Source organism: Pseudomonas sp. LBUM1671, assembly GCF_059695685.1.
The window spans coordinates 3,137,338-3,160,247 of sequence record NZ_CP166782.1; the positions used below are offsets into that span (position 1 = coordinate 3,137,338).

Below are 22,910 nucleotides of genomic sequence, written 5' to 3' on the forward strand. Positions count from 1 at the left end.
CATTGAACTCAGCGGCTGAAACCGTCGAAAGGGGTCATGTACACCGCCCCGAACGGATCAAGGCGTTTACGGATTTCTGCGTCCGGTGTGCCGTAGACCATCAGGCTGGTAACGGTGCACAGCTCGAGGAAGCGCTTGCCGAAGGGGGCGAAGGTGGTGTCTACGTGACTGACGACGGCATCGGCGTTATAGCGTTCAAGGATGTGGACGGTGCTGTTGTCGTCGTTGACGCTGTATTCGTAAACCAGTGTGCCGGGCTCGGCGCGGGTGGCTGCCACGATGTTCGAGATCAGCGCCTTGAACTCTGGAAACACTTCAGGTTTTACAGCGAGGGAAAACAGGCAGGAGATAGGTGGGTGCATGAGTAGCCCTTGCGTCGCAGGCTTCCTAAAAAGCCAGTTGAGTATGCATCGCTGGCCAAGCCGATGCATTCGGTGCTGATGGGTCAGGATTTCTCGGGCGCGTCCCCGAACAGTTTGCCAGCGCCAGCCCAATCCGAAGCCGCAACGTCCTCGAAAATGACGTAGATGAAATTGGCATCTGTACCGGTGTGTTTAACGATGCTTTCGGTGATGTCTGCGGCAACAGCGGCTTTTTGTGCGTGTTCTTTACCTTCGAACCAGCTCACACGTACGACGGGCATGATGGTGTCCTTCTGGGCATTGATGATCGGGAGAGAGGTGCGCGACGTGCGATCACGATCTGCACCGTTACTTTTCTGGAGCCCATCTTACTGTTGAGCATGCTGGTGATAAACGACCTGAAACTATAATCTGGGTAGATTAAAACTCTATAATTATTGAGCTGGCATGGTCCCTATCGACTCGTTTCAAGGCGTCATCACATTTGTCGTGGCAGCGCGCTCGACCAGCTTCACCCAGGCTGCCGAACGCCTCGAAGTGTCCAAATCCGCCGTCGGCAAAGCCATTGCGCGCCTGGAAGAACGCCTGGGCACACAGTTGTTTCATCGCACGACTCGTCGCATTTCCCTGACTGCGGATGGTGAGGCCTATTTCGTGGCGTGCTCCAACGCCCTTGAAGAAATGGGTGCCGCAGAGAGCGGTTTGGGGCCCGATGGTGGTGAGCCCTCCGGACGCCTGCGAGTCGATATTCCCGTGGCATTCGGGCGTCGGGTCGTGGCCCCATTGCTGTTTGAGATCGCCAACAAGTACCCGGCCTTGCAACTGAGCCTGACGTTTTCCGATCACTTGGTTGATCCCTTCGAAGAGGGCATCGACTTGTTGGTGCGTTTCGGAGAACTGCAAGACACCAGCGGTCTGGTGGCGCGGCGGCTGACCCGACAACGCTGGGCCATTTGTGCCGCCCCCGACTACCTGACGCGGTTTGGCGTTCCGCAAACACTGGAAGATCTGAGCCATCACCGTTGCATTGTCGGGCACCGACGCGGTCAACCATTGGCGTGGCGGGTCATGCAAGCAGGGCAGACCGCCCGTTATGCGCCACCCTCAGCCCATCAGATTGGCGACGGCGAAGCCATGATTCTCGCCGCAGTCGCCGGCACAGGTTTGTGCCAGATGCCACGCAGCCTGTTCCAGGACGATATCGAAGCGGGCAGGCTGGTGGAGGTTCTGCACGTGTATGAACCGGAAGCTGTCGATGTGCATGCCGTCTGGCCAAAGGTGTCCCATCTGCGGCCGAAGGTGAGGTATGTGGTCGATGAGCTGGTCAAGCTATGTGCGCACTGGCAGTGATGCAGTCTGACGTCGGGCTTTTCGTCCAGACTAATCCTTTAACTTCATGAGCGGTTGTGACCTTGGATTTTGAGACCCGTTAGCCAGAAACCACGTTAGAGTGTTCATCAATGTCTGTTCATAAGGGCCCTCCATTCGATACGCGTAGCCGCGCCAAGCGGTTCCAGCGAGCGAACCGGGCAAAAAAAACCGTGTATCAATCGTTGTTTGAAGAATGAATCCTCCGCTGTTTGTTTCTCTAGATGGGCCCAAGGGAACCGGCAAAACCACACTGTTGGAGGCCGTTACGAAAGTACTGAGGGCGGACAACAAAAAGGTGATCCGACTTTCCGAGAGTAAAAGCGATCCCTTTAGGGGTGAAACAATGGCCCTCGTTAACAAGCTCGTCAGAAATCCCACCCGGGATTTGGAGTTCGAGGTTTGTGAGCGCCTTGCGGATAGCCGTACCTGGATTTCCCGGCACGTGCTGGCTAAACAGCCACCCGGCAGCATCATCTTGATCGATCGCTGGTACCCGTCTGATGCCGCGTTCCGCCGGATAATTCCGTTTGCGCAGATCCTGCAGTTGAACATTGATCGAAACGTGCGAGTGCCAGACCTGCATGTCGGGGTTGTCACCGTCCCTGAAATTTCATGGGCGAGGGCTGCGGCACGATCGCGTGGGCTGAGCAGTACGGTGATGCATAAGCTGGAAGAACATGTCGCTTGTACCCAGGCGTTCGAGCGAGCGATTGCAGATAACGGCTGGGTTTTATGCCGTAATGAAGGAACGATTGAAGACGCAACGATGCAGGTGATTTCGGAGATCTATAAAGTTCTTTGATGCCCTTTAGGCGAAGTTCGCTGCGCTGGCCTTGATGCGGTTGAGAGCGTTATAGATTTAGATCGTTAGCGGGATCGAAGGGGGATTTTGGGGTGGTCGATCCAAAGCAACACTCCATCCCATGCGCCACGCTAATTGAAAGCCTCGCAGCATAGAGCATTCAGAACAAGCGAAAAGACGGGTGTTGGCAAGCGACGGCTTGGGTAGTACAGGTGATAACCCGAGAACAAAGGGCACCAGTCCTTTAGGACTTTTACCAAACCGCACCGGCACGGTGAGCATCGTTTTCGAATTGCAGAAATTAATAAAGCATCAATGCTCTGTTTCACTCGGGCATATAATAGCGACGGGGAGATACATCAATGCCTAATGCGGTTTTTGTCAGCAGAACCATTTTGTTTGGAGACTGTGATCCTGCGGGAGTGGTTTACACTCCGCGATTTTCATATTTTGCTGTAGAAGCTATTTATGTAGCGCTTGATAAGTGGCTGGGAGTGCCCGGGCTTAGAACTTTGATGGGGTTTGATATATTGCCGCCAGTACGCGCCATGTCATTTGAGTTGCTGGCGCCTGTGACATGGGATGATCAATTAAATATTAAAGTCGGCGTGGCCACGTTGGGTGCTCACTCTTTCACTTTTTTGGTTGAGGGTTTTTTAGATAATGGAACACTGTCCTTCGTCGCGAATATCACACATGTATGTGTCTCGCCAAAAACCAAAGAAGTTGTAGCCGTGCCAGCCCAGTTGAGAGCGCTTCTTTCATAAAAGCGTCAATGGTGGATAAGTCCAGCAGCAGTGTCCCGGCGACAGAGGCACTAAGCCCCACCGCATGCAGGCATACGGTTTTCGTCCGGGCAGAAAATATCAGCCGGCCATCGAAGCGCTGCCTGCGTCCTGGTGGCGGCGGAACACTTCTAGTGCGTGACAGGCTAATGGCCAATCGAAAGCAAGCGGGTGTGCTATTACCTGACTGTTTCTTATAGTGATGCCCTGACCACCAATGGGCAATCAACTGGCTGGGCTCCCGATTCTTCAAGGGTCTCGATCAAGTGCCGGGCAGCCTTGCGACCGATCTCGTAGTACGGCAGTTGCACCGTGGTCAGCGGCGGGATGAACAGCTCGGCAATGCCGATCATGTTGTCGTAGCCGAGCACGGCGACATCGCTGGGAATTTTCAGGCCACGGCCCAACAACAGCTGATAGGCACAAAACGCAATGCGGTCGTTGCCACAGATCAGAATATCGAATTGGGGGCGACCATCAATGATGTGCCGGTCGAGGATGGCGGCGGTTTCACCATAGGCGTCATGATCGGAAAGGTCGTATTGCAGGAGCGCGTCAGGCGCTAGTCCGAATGCCTGGCAGGCACGCTGCATGCCTTTTTGTCGGAGCCCCCAGGCCAGACTCTGTTTTGGCAGATTGATACAAAGAGGGCGCCGATAGCCCTGGCTCAACGCATGATGTACCGCTCGATACTGCCCCGTTTCGTCGTCTGGCACATAACTGACCAGGCGACTGTCATCTGCCAGGCAATTGGCGAGTACCAGGGGTTTGCTCTTCAAGCGCTCGGGAATGCTCACGTGGCGAAACCCCATAGCGCTGAAGATCAACCCGTCGGGACGGTGCGATAGCATCAGGTCGATATTCTGGTCGGTGGGCGGGTTGCTTAGCAGGTTGAGGATAAAGACATTCCAGCCGGCTTGTTGCGCAGTCTGTTCGATGGACAGCAGCAACTCGACCGCGAACGGTGTGGTCGCAGTGTCCAGAGCGAACACACCGATGGTGCGCGACTGGAGGTTGTCGCCGCGCATCTTGCGCGCCGACAGGCTCGGTACGAATTGCAGTTCATCAATGGCGAGACGTACCCGCTGAAGGGTTTCGGGGCTCAGTTTTTCCGGATTGTTGAGCGCTCGAGAAACCGTCATCAGGGACACGCCGGCCAGCTGTGCAACGTCTTTCACTGAAGTCATGCGTGGCGAAACCGGTCAGGTTGACGCAGGATCATGACACATGGCCCGCGCTTCTCGCGACTCGAATGAGGCTGCTCATAGCCATCCCGAGGCAAGAGGCCATGCCCTGGGAATCGAGACACGCCCGCCGGTCCCGCTTGCGAGAAGCTTTACACCCAGACTATCGCGTTGTGGATAGATGCGACTGCTGAGGCTGAAGCGCCCGTTTTCGTCGAACACCTCAATGGACGAGCGATCGAGGAACACACGCAATGCCAGTAACGCTTGTGTCGGGTCTATCGCCACGCTGCGCTGACCGGTGACTTGCGCACCCGAGCGGTTGCGGTCCAGCACCAGGCGCTGCAGCGCCGCATCGTAGTAGAGCAGGGTTTGTTCATCGCCATCGTCGCTGCAGCGCAACGCGATTCCCAGGTGGCCGTCGGTACAGCCGAGTAAATCCAGGTTCACATGGATTTCGAGCATATCGCCGTTCACTCCTGGCACCCACTGGGTGCCCGACGCCTCCCACCACGGCGTGCTCGGCAATAGCGTCTTGCGCAGAGCGGTGAGCTCCCGTGCGGGAAACACGCACAGGCGATCTGCGCACAGTTCAAGTTCGCGTGGCAATCCGAGCATGCCGCACCAGTGATGGGCCTGGCTCGGCATCGGGCTGTCCCACATGTCGAGCCACGCCCACACGAGGCGCCGACCATCGGCGGCCAGTAGCGTTTGCGCTGCATAAAAATCGTGGCCGTTATCCAGTTCGATAAAAGGCCCACCCATGAAGTGCCAGTCGCTGTCGAGTCGACCCACGCGATAACCCGTCTGGTACTTGTTGAGCCGTTCGTAACCTTGGGATGACATGCCTTGGGGGGAGTACAGCAGCACATCGCTTCCGTTCAGTCGGAACAGATCCGGGCACTCCCACATATAGCCATCGCCCTCGCTGCCACCGGCCACATAGTCGAGGAACTCCCAGACGTGCAGATCCGTGGAGCGGTACAGCGGGAGCACCGGCCTGTCGCCCAGACGTGCGCCGGCAATGAGGTACCAATAGCCATCCTCCTTCCATACCTTGGGGTCACGAAAGTGCATGATCGTGTCTTGCGGTGCGGTCTCGATGACGGCGCCATGCTTGACGAACCGGACGCCGTCGATGCTGGTGGCCAGGCACTGGACCTGACGGATGAAGCGCTCGTCACCCACTTCCCCCAGCCAGGTGTGCCCCGTGTAGATCAGCGCCAGGGTATCTCCGCACACCACCGCACTACCGGAAAAGCAGCCGTCACGGTCGAATTCATCGTCGGGTGCCAGCGCAATGGGCAGGTGCTGCCAATGAACCAGATCGGCACTCTTGGCGTGCCCCCAATACATCGGCCCCCATTTCGCTTCGAAGGGGTAATGTTGATAGAAAACGTGATATTCGCCACGAAAGAACACGACCCCGTTAGGGTCGTTCATCCAGCCTGCCGGGGGGGCGATATGATAACCGGGGCGATAGTCCTCGATGACGCGAGACAGGCCGTCACTCAGCGCACGCTGCGCAAGGTCAAGGGTAGAAGGCATTGGATCGCTCATGTGATTCGAAGACAAGGTCATAGGGCCCGTGCTCGGACTGAGCGCAGAGAGACATCATTCGGCTGGTTTTCCATGGCTTGTGGGTGGCGCTCCAGGGCCGTGCCGTCGTCGTCGAACAGGTGCAGGTTGTCGATGTCCAGCTGCAGTTCGACCCGATCGCCCACCTGCCATCCGGCGTTGACCTCGCAACGACAGATCATTGACTCGTCCTGCCCCGTTTCGAGGTGCACATACGTTTCGCTGCCCAGGTATTCGACCCCGATCACGACGATGCCGACGGCTCCATCAGCCTTTTTGAGCGAAATGTGCTCCGGGCGAATCCCCAGGCTCAACAACGTCCCCGCCGCCAGGTTCGAGCTGTCGAAGGGCAGGGTGGTCATTCCCAAAACGGGGGTGTCGACCTCGCTTGTTTCGCCCGGGGCATGCAGGCGCGCCGCCATAAAGTTCATTTTGGGTGAACCGAGAAAACCGGCCACAAAGCGGCTCGCCGGGCGCTCATAGAGATCGCGCGGTGAGCCGACCTGCTCTACGTGACCGCCATTGAGCACAACAATTTTGTCGGCCAGGGTCATCGCTTCCACTTGATCGTGGGTGACGTAGATCATGGTCGAGCCCAGTCGATCATGCAGCCGGGCGATTTCGTTGCGCATCTGCACCCGCAACGATGCATCCAGATTGGAGAGCGGCTCATCGAACAACAAAATGTCCGGCTCCCGGGCCATGGCTCTGCCCATTGCCACACGCTGACGCTGTCCTCCAGAGAGTTCTTTTGGTTTGCGTTGCAGCAGTTTGTCCAGTTGCAGGATTTGCGCAGTTTTCAGCACGCGCTCGCGCAGGCTGGTCTTTTCAGTCTTGGCCAGTTTGAGACCAAAGCTGATGTTGTCGTAGACGCTCATGTGCGGGTACAGCGCATAAGACTGAAACACCATGCCGACGCCACGCTCGCGCGGCTCCAGGTCGTTGACCCGACGCCCGTCGATCAGCAGGTCGCCGCCGCAGATCGAATCCAGTCCAGCGATCAGTCGTAGCAGGGTCGATTTTCCGCAGCCCGAAGGGCCGACGAACACCACGAATTCACCCGCCGCGATTTCCAGGCTGACGTTGCGAAGAATGCGCATGCCGCCCAATTGTTTGTTCACGTTGTCCAGTTTCAATTTGATCACGATGCTGTTCCTTGTATTTGTTGGGCATCAACCCTTTAACGCGCCGGCAGTGAGACCGGAAACGATTCGGCGCTGGAAGATCAGCACCAGAATCACTAGTGGGACGGTGACCACCACCGAGGCGGCCATCAACAACCCCCAAGGCAACTCATGAGGGCTGCCGCCGGAAATCAAGGCGATGGCGACCGGCACCGTGCGTTGTGTGTCGGTGAGGGTGAAGGTCAGGGCAAACAGGAACTCGTTCCACGCTGCGATGAAGGCCAATAAGCCAGTAGTGACCAGTGCGGGCCAGAGCAGTGGCAACAGCACGCGGGTCAGCGTGACCCAGGGGGACGCTCCGTCCATGATTGCTGCTTCTTCCAGCTCATGGGGCAGTTGGCCCATGAACGTGGTCAGCACCCAGACGGTGAAGGGCAGGGTGAAAATCGTGTAGCTCAGGATCAATGCCCAAGACGTGTTGTACAGGCCCAGGGCGCGAATCACTTCGAACAGCCCCGACAGCACCGCGACCTGGGGAAACATCGACACGCCTAGAACCATCATCAAGACCGTGCCACGTCCACGGAATTTCACCCTTCCCAAGGCATAGGCTGCGGTGACACTGAGGAACAACGCCAGCGTCACAACGCTAAGCGCAACTATTAGCGAGTTACCGATAGCCCGCAGGAATGAGGCTTGGTGGAGTACCGCCGCGTAATTGGAGAAGTCGGGGCTTTCGATCCAGTAGCTCACCTGGAACAGGGCACTGGATGGCTTCAGCGAAGTCACGATGGCGTAGTAGAAAGGGAAGACCGCATACAGCAGCAAAACCCCGATCAGACACCAGAATCCGAGGCGCAACAGCGCCTTTTTGAGTAGGCGCAGGCTCATGACCGAACCTCCATTTGACGGCGTCCGAGGTAGAGATAAAGCATGGCGATTGCCGCAACGACCAGAAACAGCAGAGTCGAGGCCGCACTGCCATAGCCAACATCCTGGAACTCCACCAAGTGTTGGCGGGCATAGACCGACATGCTCATGGTGCTCGAAGAATTCGAGGTCAGCACATAGATGACGTCGAATACCCGCAGGGAATCGAGGATGCGGAAGATCGCCGCCACCAACAATGCAGGCATCAACAGCGGAAGCGTGACGCGCCAGAACACTTTCAATGGATGAATGCCATCGACCCTGGCGGCTTCGTAACAATCGCTCGGCAACATCTGCAAGGCGGCCAGCATCAGTAGCGTGACAAAAGGTACGGTCTTCCAGACGTCAACGATGATGACTGCCCACATCGACAGATCCGCATCTGCTGTCCAGGCCAAGGGGGCATCAATCAGACCGACGCTCAGCATCATGTGATTGATGATGCCGAACTGGTCGTTGAGCATCCATGACCAGATCTTCGCCGAGACAATGGTAGGAATCGCCCAAGGAATCAGAATCAACGCACGCACCAAGGAGCGGCCGGTGAACTTGATGTTCAACAGCAACGCCACCAGTAGCCCCAGGACGACTTCCAGTCCTACCGACACCACGGTGAAATGCAAGGTGTTGCGCACAGCGTTCCACCATTGAGGATCAACCAGGATGCCCGACCAGTTGGAGCCGTTGTGGAACAGATAATTGCTCAAACCTATGAAGGTTCCGCCACCGGTGTCCGCCAGGTTGGCATCGGTCAGACTGAACCAGAATGTCCGCAGCAGCGGCCAGGCGGCCACCAGGGTCAGACACAGCAACATGGGTGTCAGAAACAGCCAGGCGGCGCGTACTCGGCGGCGCTGTACAGGCGTTTCCCTGGTGAGCAGCAGCTCGTCACAGGGGGCATGGATAGTAGAGACAGACATGGTGATTTCCTTCCTTGTGGCTTACCAGTTCCGGCGTTTGATGCGCGTGAGTTCGCTTTCCAGTTCAGCCAGCGCCTGATCGACAGGCAACTCGCCCGCCAGCACGCCATGCACTCGATCGAAGAACGCGTTGGAGACCCGTGGATAGCGATCGGCGGTTATTGACGCGGGGCGCATGACCCCTTGGTTGAGAATGCTGAGGAGTTGACTGTAATAAGGCATGGCCGCGAGCAGCTCGGGATCTTGATAAAGCGACTCGATAACCGGGTTATAGCCGCCCACTAAAGCTCGATGTTTTTGCTGCTGGGCACTGGTCAGGTAGGTCACCAGTTCTGCGGCAAGTTTTGGATGGGCGCTGTAACGCGATACCGCCAGACCCCAACCACCGAGGGTGGAGGCATGGGTGCCGGACATGCCGCCGCGGGGCAGGGGAGCGACGCCGACTTTATCTTTTACGGCACTGTCCTGGCTTTGTACCAGGGCCCAGACATAAGGCCAGTTCCGCATGAACAACGCATTTCCCGACTGGAATACGCCACGCCCTTCTTCCTCGGTGTAGTTGAGTACGCCACGCGGGGAGATGTCTCCTACCCAACTTTTCGCCAGGGCCAAAGCAGTTCTTGAGGCCTGACTGTTGACCACGATATCGCCTCGTGGGTTGACCAGTCCGCCTTCCGGTTGGCTGCTGATCCACTCCAGCGCATTACACGTCAGCCCCTCGTAAGCGCGCCCCTGAAAGATGTAACCCCATGCATTGGGGTTCCCGGCGGTGCGCTCTGCCTGTTGAACATCCCTGGCGGTAGCGGTCATTTCCTCCCAGGTCTGGGGAACCTGCTTGGCGTACTTCTCAAGCAAGTCCTTGCGGTAATACAGCAGGCCCGAGTCGGTGAACCACGGCATCGTCACCAGCCGTCCATTCACTGTGGCGTTATCCACCTGTGCCTGGAAGTAACCGTGAGTGGCGTTGGCGGGCAGCACCTCACGCAGATCCATCAGGTGTTTGGCCAGCATCCCCGGCCACACCATATCGATCTGAATGATGTCGATGTCGCTGGACTGCGCACTGAGGATTTGTTGGTAGAACGACAACCTCTCGGTCGCCGAGTTAGGCGTGGAAACCACCTCAACGTTGTTGCCGGTCTGCTTCGACCAGGCCTCGACAGCTTCCTTGCACAATTGTAATTCCGCACCCACTGCACCGCACGAGATCGTCAAATCGGCCGCGCTCGAGAGCGATGGAAGCCCGGCACAGAGGGTAAGCAGTGCTGCTGGAAGGATAGATTTGAGCAGTTTCATAAAGCCCTCTTTATTTTTGTTTTTAGAAAAGTTAACGTTAACATCGCCAAATGTAGCAGCGTATTTGCGATGAGGCATCCTTTTTTTCGTCGATTGCGACAATTCGCAACTCACGAAAAATGGCCGGTCGCGGGAACAAAACAATAAAAACAAAACAGGGAAATCCACATGCAGAAAGCACCAGGCTGGCTACTCGCAGGCGTGCTCGGCACCTCGGCGGCAACCTCTCAGGCCGCGACTCTGGAAGAACGCATGGCCGCGTTTGAAGCCCGTGCCGCCGCAGCGGAAAAGCGCGCAGCCGCAGCCGAACAGGTAACCCAGGCACTCGCCAGGGAATTGCAGCAGATCAAGCTCGCCACTCCCGCCTCGCAGCCCGTTGCGTCCACTGCGACAACCATTGCGGCGCCCAATTTGGACACCCGGCTGGCAAAACTCGAAGCCCGTCAGCAAAGCATTGAGAAAGAGAGCAGTACCGCACACCTCACTGACGGGTTCAGCTTCAAGGGCTACGCCCGTTCCGGATTGCTGATCAACGATGGGATGGGTGGTGGTCGTGGAGGACCTTATACAACCCCGGCCGGTTCAGTCGGTGGCGCCGTCGGGCGACTCGGCAATGAAGACGACACCTACATGCGCATCGACCTGTCGAAAGAGGCCTATGCGCAGAACGGCACCCATTCCAAATTCACGGTCTCCATCGCCGATGGTGTGGAAAGCTCCAATGACTGGACGGCCGACGAGAGCAACCTGAACGTACGTCAGGTCTTTACCGAACTCGATCATCTCGCTGCATTCAAGGGTAATTCAGTGTTCGAAAACTCCACCTTGTGGGCAGGTAAGCGCTTTGATCGAGATAACTTCGATATCCACTGGCTGGACTCGGACGTTATCTATCTGGCTGGTACCGGGGGTGGAATCTACGATGTGCAGATGAACAAGAATTGGCGCTCGAATTACTCTTTGATCGGGCGTAACTATGGGGATTTCAGTGAGGGCGGCATCAACGCCGATGTGGAAAGCTACATCCTGACCTCCAACCAGTTCTTCGATAATGGTCAATGGCAGTGGATGTTCAATGCCATCGGCTCAAAGAAAAACGACATTGGTACTCGCAGCAATGAAGCAGGTCTGGCGCCTGCGGATTCTGGTTTGCACAGCATGCTGGCCAATCATCAGAAAACCTTTTTCGGCAGAGAAGGCTTCTTCAAAACCGCGCTGCTCTATGGGCAAGGTCTGGGGGCAGAGGTCAAGAACGTCGGCTCGGATGGTGAGCTGATTGACGATGCCCGCGCTCTACGTCTGGCACTCTACGGCGAGACTCCCATTGCGCCTGGTTGGCGCATCGGTCCCAGCTTGTTGGCTGAACAAAGCAAGGATAGATACGTCAAGGGTGACAATTACCGCTGGATGACCCTGAACATGCGTTTGGCCAATGAAATCAACAGCAATTTTGAGATGGCCTACGAAATGAGCTGGCAAACCATGAACCTCGACCCGAAGGGGTATCTACAACGTAATGCGGTCGACGGTAACTTCTGGAAATTCACGATCGCCCCGACATTTAAACCTGACGTAGGAGACCTGCTCACACGTCCTGAACTGCGTGTGTTCGCGAGCTTCATGAATTGGTCTTCGGATCTGGACAGATACAGTGCCTCAGACTCCTTCGGCAAGACGGACTTCAACGCCGGAGGTGTATGGCAATACGGTATACAAATGGAAACCTGGTTTTAATGTTTGAACGCGTCGGCCAACACGCCGCGAAAAAGAGGAGGAGGGTGAAGCGTGTTCTTGATCTGCTGATCAGGTCTCCGCGAACCTCCATTACTGTCGAGTCGGCTCCAGGCTGCCCGGGAACGGATTCTTCCCGGCGCCCGGGCGAATCAGTGTACGAACGATCTGAAGTCGCGTATCTGTCAGGCTGCGGAAAATTTGCCGTTTCAGATTGCCGATCAGGGCGACCAGATTGTCGGCTTGACGACCGCTTTGGAGCCAGATGGCGTAACCGTCCTGTAAAGCCAGAATCGCCTCGAAGTGGCAGGCCAGGATTGCGTCATCAATTGAGGTCACTCGCGCGTAGATGTTCCGCCGCTGTGTTGTAAGCGCGGTGCCTGAGTTTTAGTTGGACGTAGATGAACGGAACGAGTGTGGGCACCGGCGCCGCATCTTCAGTCTGCATGAGCAGCGGTGCGCGCTGACCTGAAGAGAAACGGCATTCAATGACTCGCCGTGAATACGTTGCACATGGCCCGTTGAGGGAGTGGGCGTCAGAGCGGATACGTAGAGTCAGTGGCTTAGACAGCTCATGAACAAATCCACCATGACACATGATTTAACATAATATACATTACACGTAAGACGAGCATGTTCGTGTGTGTTGCGTTACACAGGAAATTACCTAGGCTCAACTGCAACGCTTCCTACCATAAGGAGCAGCTTCAGCTGTTGCACTTATGCCTGTTGTTCATTTGAAAGACATTTCCGTGCCCTCCGGACTCGTTGGTTGGTTGTTGACCGATGACCGTGGACGACCGCGCTATTGGTCGACAGTCTGGTCTGCACTGGACGGTGCGAGCTTGGCGCCGTCCACACTACGAACCCAATTGTCCGTGATCGAACAGCTGTACCAGTCGGCCAGACGGCTGTACCAGGCTGACTGCCTTGATTGCTTGATTGCGGAGCTCAAATTCGATGAGCTTGAAGCCTGTCTTGAGACGTTTTTCATCACGGCCAGAAATCATGGTGCCCAGACTGCCGCCAACTACCATCCCAACTGGCGTGTGGCCTACGTTTTCGTCAAAAGTTGTGTTCAGCGTCTGGTGAAAAGTCATGCCGATCCTGACATGCTTTGGCTGCTGAGCATGCGCCTGGAGCGTCTGGAGAAGCTGTTTGACTCGCTGGGTATGGCGCCCGCGCCGCCGGCAGAAATTGTCCGAGCGTTGCCAAGCCCAGTGCTGGATGAATTTTACCAGATCATTGATCCGTACTCGGTTCGTAATCCCTTTAGGAACAGTACGTTACGCTGGCGCAATTACGTATTGTGCCTACTCATGTTGCATCTTGGATTACGCCGCGGTGAAACCCTCGTGCTGCCTATGGATGCATTAAAAAGCGAAAAACGCTTCACCCCGACCGTAGAAACTGTGAACTGGCTGAACGTCGGCGACAATCCGTATCAGCGTGATCCGCGCCAAGAACAGCCCAGCCTAAAAAACAACAATGCCGCCCGGCAGCTGCCTGTGCCGCCAGCGTTGGCCAGCCTCATCAGGACCTTTGTCGAGAGCTACCGACCCTCGACCCGACACAGCTACTTATTTTCCTCGCTGGAAGGCAATCCACTATCATTACGCCAGGTCAATGGTATTTTTGTCACCATCACAGGTGAGCTCACCACTGAAGCGCGCCAAACACTTCAGCAGTATCGCGGGGCCGGCCGCATTACACCGCACGATATGAGGCATACCTGTGCGACTGTCAGGCTTCATCAATTTGTAGAAAATGGCGACGACCTCGAGATGGCAATCCAGAGACTGCGAGCTTTTTTTGGCTGGGCCCGCACCTCGGATATGCCACGACGGTACGCACGAGCTTTTTTTGAGGATCGCTTAGCCACCGTTTGGAACCATGCATTTGACGTCCATGTCAGCCATCTGCGCTCCTAAAAGGGACAGATGAAGGAGCAACGCATGCCGCGGAGTCAGTCGGGCTTTCTTGGTAACGCAAAACTGCTAGAGGCGTTGGCTCCCCTGCCTCCCCTGCCCTCTGTAATCCGTTATTGGGATGATTTTGCAGACTGCTGGAAAACCATAAGAAATCCCGAGGAAAACGCATGGTCCTTTGAGGTTAATGGTGAGTTCCTAGAGTTAGATTTCAGTTCCTTTGACGGAGAATTGATACACCTAATGAAGTTGTGGCTTGCTCGTTCCGTCTCTGAATTGGCAGGCGCAACCATCAAAATGTATTTCCAGGCACTTCAGAAGCTCGATAATAGCCTTATATATACGACGCTAGACCTCTCACTAACCCTGCCCCTGAGTGTCGATGCTAAGTGGCGACGCGAAATAGTCACGGCGTGTAATAACCATCAACTATGCGCGCTAAAGTCGCTACTGTTATTTTGTTGTAGTCAATCCGTGGGCGTTCTGAATAACGATTCCAGACCCCGAATTGCGTCACTTCGTCAACATACCGTGGATAGTTACGCCAGTGTCCGGAGCGGTGACGTATTTTTTGATTCGTATGAAGACCGGAAAATTATTGATTTTCTGGATTCGATCAATGACCTTTCAAAGCATGACTTGGGAAATGTCAAAATATCCCTTTTAATCAGTGCCTGTATTTTATGTATTTGCTATCAGCTTGCAATGCGCCCCAAGCAGATTGCAAAACTTAGAATCGAACATTTAAATATATTTAATTTTGAAAAATCCCACAGTGTGCAGTTGCGATTTTTTCGAGGAAAACAACGCAAGGGCACGCCGCCTATCCCGATGTTACGAAAAATAAAGCGCGAGTGGGCGAATATATTTGTAGTGTTGCATCGCCGGCGAACCACGGACCAATCGTACCCTCAAACACCCGGCGCTCTAACCGATTCCCTGTTTGGCCTGACGCCATCAGGCGTCGGCGCATCGTTAGCAAGACTCACCGCAGAACTTGGGTTGGATGGACGTAGTAGCACCGATTTCAGACATAGTGCTGCGCAACGTATGGTGGACGCGGGTGCCACCCAGGAAGAACTAGCTGAATACATGGGGCACAGCTGGTCAATGACAGGGCTGGTTTATTTTGAATCATCACCGACGCAGGCCGAACGAGTGAATCGGGCACTGGCTATTTCTCCGATATATAGCAAAATTGAGCGTATTGCGAGAAACCGAACGATCAGTACTGAGGACTTATCGAACGCACTACCCGCACACCAAATAGGAGGCATGCCACACGGAATACCGATAGCGGGAATTGGCATGTGCACCCTTGGACAGGGACTTTGTGCAAAAAATCCGGTATTGTCATGTTATGGCTGTGATCGTTTCTTGGCTGTCAAGAACGCAAAAATTCATGAAGAGGTTCTTGAGGGTTTGCGACCCGTTGTACTGCAATTTTACAATGCATCCAGAGGCGAGAACTATTCCCCCGCTTATTCGCAGCTGCAAGATGTTTTAGAACGGGTGGAAAGTATTATTGATGAGCTAAATGGTGTCGTCGATAATGAATAATAATTTTAGGGATTTTATTGAAGCAAACAAAATTCTTGCAATGTCTAAAGACGTCAACTGGGACATTCCGACTGCACCTGATGGAACCGTAAAAAAAGGTGAGGGATGGCCCTTATTCCATATGGCAGATAATCCCCGAGTCCCTTATTGGCTTGCGGACTTTGGGACCGACATAAAATGCCTGGCGTTGATCAACGCGGAGCGGAGCGCACAAGGAGTACCCGCAATCGTAAGGGTGAAGCTTACGAACTCGTGGCAGGACTTAATCAAAGCATGCGCAATTCACTACATTTATGTGAAAGGTGTATCCGCAGCGCATGCGAGCCAATACATTGTCCGAACCATTCGTATCATTGCATCTTGTTGTGGCAAAGCTGAGCCGTGGGAATTGAGTGTTGATCACATTGCGACTGCTCTTAAATACGCATCACTGTTACAGCCTTCTGGTCAACTGGCCAGAGGAATTAGAAATTCGGTACAGCATATATTTGACTTTCATTGTCTGGTTGATCGCACTCCTTTGTTGCCTGCAGTTAGCGTCAAGCGCCGTAACAGTCGCGAGGATACGTCTAATTTTCGACAAAACCTTTCGGAGCGCAAACGCACAGAGCGCCTTCCAGATTACAATGCATTCTGGGAACTGATCCGAATTGTTTTTACCGAAGATCCACAGACATTTTATGATGAGTTGCGGTTTGCGCAAGCCAAAATTCTGGTGCTCTGTGGGTTGCGAATGGGCGAAACACCACTTATACCAGTCGATTGGTGCCAGGAGTTCTCTCATCTGAGTAAAAAGGGCATTCCCGCAAGCGAATTCGGCGGTATTTCGTCATCGATTGCTCTTAGATATTTTGTTGAAAAAAGAAGTATTTCGGATAAAGAGGGCAAACTCTTACATCCGGATATACAGCACATTCCCGAGATGTTCAGGGAGATTATTGTTGATTTTCTGAATCGGGTGCTCTTGCTCACCCAGCCGCTCCGCGCCACTCTTGAGAAACAGTATCAATCCAATCGGATTTTGGCTGACTTTCAACCGGACGAATTGGTGGCCGCAGCAGACCTATATCCGTATTTGACTGGCAATCCATTTGTATTTGAAGATGACGACGAAGTTCGATTAATTGCGCAGTACAGAAAAAATTATGACATTGGCGTACTGGACGAAATTGAGAGTCGACAGTTGTCATTAAAAGAACATGGAGGAAAAGTGAAGAATGTCGTACGGCAGTATTTCGCCGTGCTGCGTAGAGGGTATGAATCGCTCACTCCTTTCCGCACAGTGTCCGGGGTGCCTTGTAAGGTAAATTTCAGAAAGGGGTACTTTAAGGTATCGGAGTTAGAGCAGTTGGTGAGATTAAGAATGCCATCCAAGCTCTCACCTCTAAAGCCGTTGCGCACCGCTGCGGGCTCGATACCTCCCCATAATATGTTATTTCTTGCGCCCATACGCGCGCTATCAGAAGGGAGAAATGATGGGCTATGCGATATTCGCAAATACTGCTTTGTTGGAATCCTCGATACGGTCGATTTGCGAAACCACTATTACAAAAGTCAAACTTCAAACACCACTTTTTTTCAGCGGTATGGGCGCAATGAAGAAACCCAAAGCCTTACAATAAATAGTCATTCTTTTCGTCACGTTCAAAATAGTGAACTCTTTAGGATGGGCGTAGCTGACACGATTATAACTAAGCGTTACGGCCGTCGTAGTGTTGAGCAGTCGTACCGGTACGACCACCGCAGCTTATTAGAAGAACTCGCTTCAATGGATCTACCGCACACGGCACTTGATATTATGCCAACAGGTGGTTCGCAAGTGCTAGCGATGATCCTAAGTGGCAAGGTGTCCGGTCCGATTGTTGAAGAGTTTCGAGAGATTCAGGCGACAATGGGCGATGAGGCGGCATTTCTCTTTCTGGCGGGAGAAGCTGATGGGTTTCACGTTACGCCTTATGGATTTTGCATTAACAGTTTTATGACCAATCCTTGTCCAAAGCATTTAGAGTGTTACGGCGGCTGCCGTCATCTTTGCGTTACAGATCTGAAAAGTCATCAGCAAAATCTATTTGGGCTTCGTGAAAAAATCGCCTTAGCCGTTAATAAAATAGAGGCTCGATTCAGTGATAGTGTCGGAAGAGCAAATCAATTGGATCATGCAAAAAAAACGTTAGAAAATATTGATAAAGCATTGGCATGTCGACCAGGTGAAAACCCTTTTCCAGATGGTCCGGATTTGTCGGTGCAGGTCCATCAAGTAGACTTATTTGAAGGCTAGCCGCTTTTGCGCTAAGCCCTGTTACGTGCCTAGCGGAGTCAATATGCCAGCACCGAGCAAGCCAGTACGCCGCACCGCAAATGCGGTTAATCTTGATGACAATCTACTTAGCGTTCTTGAGTCCATGCTGGAAAACGATGAGAGAATAACTGCCCATGCCATTGTGCGTAGAATGGAGAATCTAGGCGCCGTTTCCACTCTCACGCGGGACACATTTCGCAGAAACCTAATTGCTCACTATCAACAATTGCAAACGACCCGAAACCAATGGGTAGAACGAGCGAAAAAGAACTCTCAAAAACGGCTAATAGCCAGTCTTGCAATGAAAGACGAACGTATAAAAGATTTAGAGCGGCAAGTCGCTCTGCTCACGGCCTCTCACAAGGCTATTATCCTAGCTGTGGGCGAGTTGGGTGGTGTACGTGCATGGCAGCGATTTTTTGCTCATTACGATGAACATACGCTGATGGTCCTGCCCAACCTCAACGAGCATAAGCCTGACTAGACGCCACTCTCCCCTCCCCTGATCACGGCGTCAAAATACTAATTGAGAACAGCGCTCCATCTGTAATCAGTGTCTTCAACTGGACGATATATTGCCTTCCTCGGTAGACGTCTGTTGTCTATCACTAACTACCAGCGAGAAAAATGAGCAATCAGAAAATCCAGTCAGTTAGACTCGTGTCGCGATAAGATATAGCGTCTTTGTCAAACACCATGCTCACTCTCGCTTCCCTTAGATTTTCGATACCTCTAGTCTGCCAGTCACCCAGGCTGTCTCTCCAAGTAAACTGGAGTCTTGCGTCCTGAGCGAATTCCAGCCGCCCGACGATATCTCTGGGTGATAATGGATCAGTCGCGAGACCAAGGACTGCAGCAGGCACCTTCAATTTCGCCAGCACGATGACCTCGCCTCCGTCTGTTACAGAGAAAAACTGGGCAAAACGCTCTAGACCCTTGGAATATTGACTCTTGTAGATAGCCTGCATCAGTTGTTCGTCCCCCATTAGACGCTCCAATGGAAACTGCTTGGAGACGGCTACACCATCGGCTTGGCGATAATAGAGCGCGAGATGAGGCCTTGCGACAAATGTCTTGTCCATTCGTAGCATTAGGCCATCGTCCAACAAAGCGTTGATTAGCGCCGTGACAGTAGAGCGAATAGCTTCTCGGTCCACTGGCTCGTTATCTTCAGGTAGATATAAGCTCATGGCACTCGGAGCAGGCAACTGAGATATCAGCCCTTTGGCAACTGCCAGGCGATAGTTCATCCTCAGCTCGCGCTGGCGCTCCGGCAACTGAAGAAGAAATGCTGCTAGGTTGGTATTAAACGAATCGACCGCCGCGATATGTTCGAGCGCGTCCTCCACTTTGTGAACGGCGTTGCTTTGCAAAAGACCGATAGCGTATTTTAGCGCGAGTTCACCTGCAGGCGAGCTTTTATCATAATTTTTGAGATTGAGGTAGGACTGGTAACGAAGCGGCTCGAATGCCGAGTTATCCTGAAGATATGCCGCTTCAACCTCAATGAGGTTTCGATTGCGCGAAAGGATCTGCAGTATGTCGAGCTTTCTCATCGAATCAAAGCGCGGGTCTTTAATCAGTCCGACAAGATCACGTCCCAACTCGTTCTCGCCGACGATAATGCCCCACTCTCCGTCGGCCACTGCTAGCAAGCGCAACGCGTCGTAAAAATCCTGGTAGTCAGACGATGGTGAGCGGACGATCGCCATAAGGCGCTTCTTGTCACTTACCTTGAAGTTCAGATCAACAATGGATGTGTTCTGCGATTTCTGCCTAGCGAGTTGGATCATGTACGAGTCAAGCAAAGCACGGGTCCGATAGGCATCGAGGGTCTTGCTGGCCTGTGAATGCTCATCTTCAAGCGACAGCCAGGATTCGATCCTCTTCGTCATGAGCGTTTGCAAGGTGGACTCAAGGTTATTGGCTGTCAGCCAGGCGAACACACCACCGACTATAACTACCGCAGCCAAAACGTAGGTGAGGATACTGACAGCTCTATTTACTGGTGCGTTGGCTTGGTCGATGAGATCCTTGCTTAGCTCATACTTGAGCTCTTGGATTCTCTCCTGACAATCGCGTTGTACGTCCTTCATCGCTTCCAGTGACTTAGAAGACCGGCGCTCGACCTTTTTTGCCAAGCGTCGCATCTCATCAGCTGTTTGTTCTAAATTAACAACGTTTTCGTGGTTCATTTAAACTCGTTTTCAAGTTGTTTATTGGCCTTGGCCATGATTTCTAGGTCGGCTGTGCCGACCAATCCCTGTTCAATATGTTATCGGCATGCAGATTCAATGAATCAATCGCCAGCGTAGCCCTGCGCTACAGCATCGACGCCATTCCGGTTCGCAAGTGGAGACCAATTATCTGGGAGCGCCATTCGCTAGTTTTACCGGTATTTGTGCCTTGACGTTCGAGGTCATTCCAGCGTTTTTTCTACAGTTTCTGCAAGAATCGATATCCCATTCAAACAACAAACACTCATGGTGAGTTGACCAACCTAACACTCGACCGGCTGTGCACGTTTCATTCTTGGTCTTTCCCAACGATCCGCATCAACGCGGTCTGCCTTGCCACCGAGCCAATGGACATGCGTACCTGAACCGGCGCTGCGTTGGCCCGGGGACATAAGGGCTTATCCTCCTAGGAGGCCGATGCTAAAAGGGAGTTGATGGTGTTCGGATTCAACCAAATTGCGTAGTGCTTGGGCATAGTGCCTGTGTCCAAACGCGTCATCTTGCTCGTATGCTATTTGCCGATCTAGCACGGCCGGCATCGACTCATGGGGCTGCATAGGACATTCGTGGGCGAGACGTGGCCGAGGGCCAGCACAGTGAGATTAATTGATCGGCGGCGCGAACACTACTCTCCCGCTCAGTGAGAGCTCTGTAGCGACGACATTTAGAAGATTTGAGGAGTTTGGGAGGCTTGCTGAGTTTGTTCGTAGGTGTTGCGTATGGCTCATCCTCATGGCACTTTCAATCCTGGCGGTCGGAGAAATGGGTGGCATGAGTTCATGGCGCATTTTTTTCAAAAATTACGACCATGCTTGCGATTAGGATCGAACCAATGTCATGCCAAGGTGGACTGAGTGGGCAAATATCGGTTTGTGTCGTTAATGCTTAGGGTGAGCGCGAACAGACGCTGATCATCAGCCCCATAGCTAGGGAATCCCTGGGTTAATTGTCTTCTGCAGGAATGAATTTATGCAAAATTATGCCCAGTCCGATGCAGAGCTTGCTGAAATCTTAGAGGGCAAGCAGCGTAGGCGTGAACAGTTAATCTTCGCAGTCAATCGAGCATCTCCAGGAGAGCTTCAAGGCCCTGCTGAGCGATTGCGTGAAGTAATGCGAAAGCCCCCGGGTGAGAAGAGTCGTCAACGGCTGCCCCGCCCGAAATTCCTGAACGAATAACGACTTTTTGCCCCCAGTCCTGACACTGCTCCATGCTGCACAGTACTCCCCCTACTAGTTTATAGCTCTCTCGAATACTGAGACGGAATTCATACTTAAGGACGGAAATGCAGACCACATGGAAGAGCAACGTTGTGCATGCTACGCCGCATTATGATCTCCATCCTCTCCTACCAGTTCTGAGGTGAAGTACTCCTGGATTGCCATTTCTCCAAGCTGGCACGAAAAGGGCTACCTGTCGTATATCGCCGACACCCGTTACGCGACAGTTGACTCTCGCTAGGAAGCGCAGGCACTGAGCTCAGACGACATTTTTCTTGCGTCGCCGAAATACGATACCGGCGACGCCAGAATGCTCAGCACCTATTTTAACTACGTGCCCGACATTGCCGGCCCGCGAGAGCGGATAAAGCTCACGATCCAAGCCTGACTAGTGAGCTTGGTAGCATCCGTACCTATGCATGCTCGAACCCGTTTGCGGCTCAAGCAGCCTATCTCTTATTGGGCCTACCATGGCAGCGTGCGGGCTCCGGCGGTGCGATCACACTGCTTTAACGGCTGCCATTAGCCCATTGGTCTATCGTCCCGAGTTGCTTGGCCTGGCAAAATCGGCCCCATGACTCTCCCAGACTTCGACCATCTAAACCCTGAACAGCTGCGCGCATTGGCGGCGCAGTTGTTCCAGCGCGTCAAGACGCTCGACCATCAAGTCGACACGTTGGGCAAGACGGTTGAGACGATGGGCAAGAAGATCAACCGCGATCAAACGGTCATTGAGAAGCTGACCCACGAGATCGCGCAGCTCAAGCGCTTGAAGTTTGCCAAGCGCAGCGAGCAGATGAATCCTGACCGAGATCGGCTGCATGGCCCATGCACGGCGCAAGTTCTTTGAACTGCACGCCACTAACAAGAGCATGCTCGCCGAGCAAGCCCTGCGCTACATCCAGTTGCTTTACGAAATCGAAAGCGAAGTCCGCGACCTTGAACCGGATATACGGCGCCGAATACGGCAAGAAAAAGCCGTACCGGTGACGGATATGCTGCATGCCTGGATGATCGCCCAGCGCGATCTCGTGCCCGAAGGTTCGGCGATCAGCAGAGCACTGGATTACAGCCTCAAACGCTGGGCAGCGCTGTCGCGCTACCTCGATGACGGGGCCGTCCCCATAGACAACAACTGGGCGGAGAACCAGATCCGGCCGTGGGCTCTTGGACGCAAGAACTGGCTCTTCGCAGGGTCACTGCGCAGCGGAAAACGGGCCGCGGCGATCATGAGTTTGATCCAATCCGCTCGACTCAACGGGCATGACCCGTATGCCTATTTGAAGGACGTCCTCACGCGCCTGCCGACGCAGCGGGCGAGTGAAATCGATCACTTGCTACCGCATAAGTGGCAACCGGTCTAATCACGCAAGGCGTGATGGCCAGACGCATACGAACAGGCGCCAGCCTCATGCACTGCACCGATCGGATACACTAGCAAAGTAGAACCCCATGCGCCGTGACGAAGCTCGTAGGAGCTGGCAGACGCCGGGCCCTTGTCTGCGCTCAGGGGCCTTGCGGCTGCATCTAAACTTGCATCGGTGACTAAAAGCACATTACGGCAGCCAGTAAATCCGCCCTCCTC

The 22,910-nt window shown here is 53.8% G+C and carries 19 protein-coding genes and 2 pseudogenes; 10 read left to right on the top strand and 11 right to left on the bottom strand.

Annotation, left to right across the window (positions count from 1 at the left end):
• Positions 1–8: 8 nt before the first annotated feature.
• Positions 9–362 (bottom strand): putative quinol monooxygenase, encoded by a 354-nt coding sequence (locus ACA060_RS14400; protein WP_497318104.1) that lies wholly within the window; start codon positions 360–362, stop codon positions 9–11.
• Between the two features lie 83 nt (positions 363–445).
• Positions 446–643 carry a tautomerase family protein gene (locus tag ACA060_RS14405; RefSeq protein WP_497318106.1) on the bottom strand — a complete coding sequence of 66 codons (198 nt, stop codon included), beginning with the start codon at positions 641–643 and terminating at the stop codon, positions 446–448.
• Positions 644–809: 166 nt separating this feature from the next.
• On the opposite strand from ACA060_RS14405, the gene ACA060_RS14410 reads away from it, so the two are divergent.
• Both ACA060_RS14410 and ACA060_RS14415 read left to right on the top strand, forming a co-directional pair.
• Positions 810–1,712: a LysR family transcriptional regulator gene (locus tag ACA060_RS14410; RefSeq protein WP_497318108.1), complete on the top strand. Its 903-nt coding sequence runs from the start codon at positions 810–812 to the stop codon at positions 1,710–1,712.
• Between the two features lie 214 nt (positions 1,713–1,926).
• Positions 1,927–2,535 carry a dTMP kinase gene (locus tag ACA060_RS14415; protein WP_109631282.1) on the top strand — a complete coding sequence of 203 codons (609 nt, stop codon included), beginning with the start codon at positions 1,927–1,929 and terminating at the stop codon, positions 2,533–2,535.
• Between the two features lie 131 nt (positions 2,536–2,666).
• On the opposite strand, the pseudogene ACA060_RS14420 reads toward ACA060_RS14415, so the two are convergent.
• Positions 2,667–2,795 (bottom strand): annotated as a pseudogene (locus tag ACA060_RS14420) (LysR family transcriptional regulator); the annotation flags it as partial.
• Positions 2,796–2,897: 102 nt separating this feature from the next.
• On the opposite strand from ACA060_RS14420, the gene ACA060_RS14425 reads away from it, so the two are divergent.
• The gene (locus ACA060_RS14425; RefSeq protein WP_497318110.1) at positions 2,898–3,302 is read left to right on the top strand and encodes an acyl-CoA thioesterase; all 405 of its coding nucleotides are present in this window, start codon (positions 2,898–2,900) and stop codon (positions 3,300–3,302) included.
• Between the two features lie 212 nt (positions 3,303–3,514).
• On the opposite strand, the gene ACA060_RS14430 is transcribed toward ACA060_RS14425, so the two are convergent.
• From ACA060_RS14430 to ACA060_RS14455, 6 genes are all read right to left on the bottom strand, one after another.
• Positions 3,515–4,507 carry a LacI family DNA-binding transcriptional regulator gene (locus ACA060_RS14430; protein ID WP_109631287.1) on the bottom strand — a complete coding sequence of 331 codons (993 nt, stop codon included), beginning with the start codon at positions 4,505–4,507 and terminating at the stop codon, positions 3,515–3,517.
• Positions 4,508–4,582: 75 nt separating this feature from the next.
• Entirely contained in the window at positions 4,583–6,085 is a 1,503-nt protein-coding gene (locus ACA060_RS14435; protein WP_497318113.1) for a glycoside hydrolase family 32 protein, read from the bottom strand.
• Entirely contained in the window at positions 6,082–7,227 is a 1,146-nt protein-coding gene (locus ACA060_RS14440; protein WP_497318115.1) for an ABC transporter ATP-binding protein, read from the bottom strand. The genes ACA060_RS14435 and ACA060_RS14440 overlap by 4 nt, the downstream gene beginning before the upstream one ends.
• Positions 7,228–7,254: 27 nt before the next feature.
• A complete protein-coding gene (locus ACA060_RS14445) occupies positions 7,255–8,097 on the bottom strand; it encodes a carbohydrate ABC transporter permease (protein ID WP_497318117.1) in 843 nt (280 codons plus the stop codon).
• A complete protein-coding gene (locus ACA060_RS14450; protein ID WP_109631298.1) occupies positions 8,094–9,056 on the bottom strand; it encodes a carbohydrate ABC transporter permease in 963 nt (320 codons plus the stop codon). Before ACA060_RS14450 ends, ACA060_RS14445 begins: the two co-directional genes overlap by 4 nt.
• A 21-nt stretch (positions 9,057–9,077) precedes the next feature.
• Positions 9,078–10,352, bottom strand: coding sequence for an ABC transporter substrate-binding protein (locus ACA060_RS14455; protein ID WP_497318119.1), 1,275 nt, complete (start codon positions 10,350–10,352; stop codon positions 9,078–9,080).
• A 168-nt stretch (positions 10,353–10,520) separates the two neighbouring features.
• Here ACA060_RS14455 and ACA060_RS14460 point away from each other — a divergent pair, with 168 nt between their 5' ends.
• A complete protein-coding gene (locus tag ACA060_RS14460) occupies positions 10,521–12,086 on the top strand; it encodes a carbohydrate porin (protein WP_497318120.1) in 1,566 nt (521 codons plus the stop codon).
• A 90-nt stretch (positions 12,087–12,176) separates the two neighbouring features.
• Here ACA060_RS14460 and ACA060_RS14465 read toward each other — a convergent pair whose 3' ends face one another.
• Positions 12,177–12,422: a hypothetical protein gene (locus ACA060_RS14465; protein ID WP_256597418.1), complete on the bottom strand. Its 246-nt coding sequence runs from the start codon at positions 12,420–12,422 to the stop codon at positions 12,177–12,179.
• 539 nt (positions 12,423–12,961) lie between these two features.
• Here ACA060_RS14465 and ACA060_RS14470 point away from each other — a divergent pair.
• From ACA060_RS14470 to ACA060_RS14485, 4 genes are read left to right on the top strand one after another with little or no spacing between them, the layout of a single operon-like run.
• Positions 12,962–14,014, top strand: a complete 1,053-nt coding sequence (locus ACA060_RS14470; protein ID WP_497318246.1) for a tyrosine-type recombinase/integrase — start codon at positions 12,962–12,964, stop codon at positions 14,012–14,014.
• 24 nt (positions 14,015–14,038) lie between these two features.
• On the top strand, positions 14,039–15,571 hold the full coding sequence (locus tag ACA060_RS14475; protein WP_497318122.1) for a tyrosine-type recombinase/integrase: 1,533 nt from the start codon (positions 14,039–14,041) through the stop codon (positions 15,569–15,571).
• Positions 15,564–17,849: a hypothetical protein gene (locus tag ACA060_RS14480; RefSeq protein WP_497318124.1), complete on the top strand. Its 2,286-nt coding sequence runs from the start codon at positions 15,564–15,566 to the stop codon at positions 17,847–17,849. The genes ACA060_RS14475 and ACA060_RS14480 overlap by 8 nt, the downstream gene beginning before the upstream one ends.
• Before the next feature lie 43 nt (positions 17,850–17,892).
• Entirely contained in the window at positions 17,893–18,354 is a 462-nt protein-coding gene (locus tag ACA060_RS14485) for a hypothetical protein (protein ID WP_497318126.1), read from the top strand.
• Positions 18,355–18,505: 151 nt separating this feature from the next.
• On the opposite strand, the gene ACA060_RS14490 is transcribed toward ACA060_RS14485, so the two are convergent.
• Positions 18,506–20,065 carry a hypothetical protein gene (locus ACA060_RS14490; protein ID WP_497318128.1) on the bottom strand — a complete coding sequence of 520 codons (1,560 nt, stop codon included), beginning with the start codon at positions 20,063–20,065 and terminating at the stop codon, positions 18,506–18,508.
• A 1,834-nt stretch (positions 20,066–21,899) separates the two neighbouring features.
• Between ACA060_RS14490 and ACA060_RS14495 the strand changes: the two genes are divergently transcribed.
• Together ACA060_RS14495 and tnpC are read left to right on the top strand one after the other, a co-directional pair.
• The gene (locus ACA060_RS14495; protein ID WP_497318130.1) at positions 21,900–22,175 is read left to right on the top strand and encodes a transposase domain-containing protein; all 276 of its coding nucleotides are present in this window, start codon (positions 21,900–21,902) and stop codon (positions 22,173–22,175) included.
• Positions 22,129–22,689: pseudogene (gene tnpC, locus ACA060_RS14500) on the top strand (IS66 family transposase); the annotation flags it as partial. The gene ACA060_RS14495 and the pseudogene tnpC, both read left to right, overlap by 47 nt.
• Between the last annotated feature and the right edge of the window lie 221 nt (positions 22,690–22,910).

What these genes read in the sequence shown, in the direction of transcription:
- ACA060_RS14400 (WP_497318104.1), bottom strand. Translation starts at nt 362, where the DNA reads ATGCACCCACCTATCTCCTGCCTGTTTTCCCTCGCTGTAAAACCTGAA.
- ACA060_RS14405 (WP_497318106.1), bottom strand. Translation starts at nt 643, where the DNA reads ATGCCCGTCGTACGTGTGAGCTGGTTCGAAGGTAAAGAACACGCACAA.
- ACA060_RS14410 (WP_497318108.1), top strand. Translation starts at nt 810, where the DNA reads ATGGTCCCTATCGACTCGTTTCAAGGCGTCATCACATTTGTCGTGGCA.
- ACA060_RS14415 (WP_109631282.1), top strand. Translation starts at nt 1,927, where the DNA reads ATGAATCCTCCGCTGTTTGTTTCTCTAGATGGGCCCAAGGGAACCGGC.
- ACA060_RS14425 (WP_497318110.1), top strand. Translation starts at nt 2,898, where the DNA reads ATGCCTAATGCGGTTTTTGTCAGCAGAACCATTTTGTTTGGAGACTGT.
- ACA060_RS14430 (WP_109631287.1), bottom strand. Translation starts at nt 4,507, where the DNA reads ATGACTTCAGTGAAAGACGTTGCACAGCTGGCCGGCGTGTCCCTGATG.
- ACA060_RS14435 (WP_497318113.1), bottom strand. Translation starts at nt 6,085, where the DNA reads ATGACCTTGTCTTCGAATCACATGAGCGATCCAATGCCTTCTACCCTT.
- ACA060_RS14445 (WP_497318117.1), bottom strand. Translation starts at nt 8,097, where the DNA reads ATGAGCCTGCGCCTACTCAAAAAGGCGCTGTTGCGCCTCGGATTCTGG.
- ACA060_RS14450 (WP_109631298.1), bottom strand. Translation starts at nt 9,056, where the DNA reads ATGTCTGTCTCTACTATCCATGCCCCCTGTGACGAGCTGCTGCTCACC.
- ACA060_RS14455 (WP_497318119.1), bottom strand. Translation starts at nt 10,352, where the DNA reads ATGAAACTGCTCAAATCTATCCTTCCAGCAGCACTGCTTACCCTCTGT.
- ACA060_RS14460 (WP_497318120.1), top strand. Translation starts at nt 10,521, where the DNA reads ATGCAGAAAGCACCAGGCTGGCTACTCGCAGGCGTGCTCGGCACCTCG.
- ACA060_RS14475 (WP_497318122.1), top strand. Translation starts at nt 14,039, where the DNA reads ATGCCGCGGAGTCAGTCGGGCTTTCTTGGTAACGCAAAACTGCTAGAG.
- ACA060_RS14480 (WP_497318124.1), top strand. Translation starts at nt 15,564, where the DNA reads ATGAATAATAATTTTAGGGATTTTATTGAAGCAAACAAAATTCTTGCA.
- ACA060_RS14485 (WP_497318126.1), top strand. Translation starts at nt 17,893, where the DNA reads ATGCCAGCACCGAGCAAGCCAGTACGCCGCACCGCAAATGCGGTTAAT.
- ACA060_RS14490 (WP_497318128.1), bottom strand. Translation starts at nt 20,065, where the DNA reads ATGAACCACGAAAACGTTGTTAATTTAGAACAAACAGCTGATGAGATG.
- ACA060_RS14495 (WP_497318130.1), top strand. Translation starts at nt 21,900, where the DNA reads ATGACTCTCCCAGACTTCGACCATCTAAACCCTGAACAGCTGCGCGCA.